This is a genomic window from Streptomyces sp. KR55 (assembly GCF_052245645.1).
GTDB classification, from domain to species: domain Bacteria; phylum Actinomycetota; class Actinomycetes; order Streptomycetales; family Streptomycetaceae; genus Streptomyces; species Streptomyces flavusporus.
On sequence record NZ_JBQQCE010000960.1, the window covers coordinates 1 to 988 of the forward strand.

The following is a 988-nucleotide window of genomic DNA, read 5'->3' on the forward strand; positions in this document are numbered from 1 at the left end:
CTAGGGCCTGTCTTCGGTTGTGATCAGTTTCGGGTTTTGGGTCCTGGATGAGGTCGTGGTCCGGTAAGACTCTGGTGTGACACGTGCGCAACTCACCGATGAGGAGTGGGAGTTCATCGAGCCGTTCGTGCCGATCGGCAGGTTCGGCCCGTATCCCGAGCGGCTGCGTGAGCAGTTCGAGGGGGTGATCTGGCGGTTCCGCACCGGCAGCCAGTGGCGGGAGATGCCCGAGCGGTTCGGTGCCTGGCAGACGGTCTACAACCGCTTCATGCGATGGCGGGACGCGGGCGTCTTCCAGGCCCTGCTGGAAGGCGTGATCGCCGAGGCCGCCCGCAGGGACGAGATCGACATGTCCCTGGTCAGCGTGGACTCCACCACCACGCGGGCCCATCACGACGCGGCCGGCATGCGGGTCAGCGAACAGACCCTGGCCGCACTCGAGGAGGCAGCCTCGCAAAAGGGGGAGCATCCGAGGAACAAGGCGGGCCAGACGGCGAAAGCGACCAGGTCCAAGCCGAGCGGCGACGCATCCGCCTCAGGCGGCGGGCCCGGCTGAAGGCCGCCCTGCTCGGCCGGTCCCGCGGCGGTCTGACCAGCAAGATCCACCTGGCCGCCGACCGGCGCTGCCGGCCGATGGCGATTGTCCTGACCGCCGGGCAGGCAGCCGACAGCCCCCAGTTCGTCCCCGTCCTGAGGAAAGTGCGGGTCCGCCTGCCGGCCGGCCGTCCCCGCACCCGGCCCGCTGCCGTGGCGGGCGACAAGGCCTACTCCTCCCGCGCCAACCGCGCCCACCTGCGCAAACGCCGCATCAAGGCGGTCATCCCGGAGAAGAAGGACCAGGCCGCCAACCGCAGGAAGAAGGGCAGCCAAGGCGGCCGCCCCATCACCCACGACACCGACCTCTACCGCGATCGCAACACGGTTGAGCGCGCCATCAACAGGATGAAGGCCTGGCGAGGCATCGCCACCCGCTATGACAAGACGCCCG

Annotated in this window: 1 pseudogene; it reads left to right on the forward strand. The window is 69.1% G+C overall.

The annotated features are described in order from the left end of the window. Positions 1 to 76 precede the first annotated feature (76 nt). Positions 77 to 988 (forward strand): annotated as a pseudogene (locus tag ACTWQJ_RS51805) (IS5 family transposase); the annotation flags it as partial.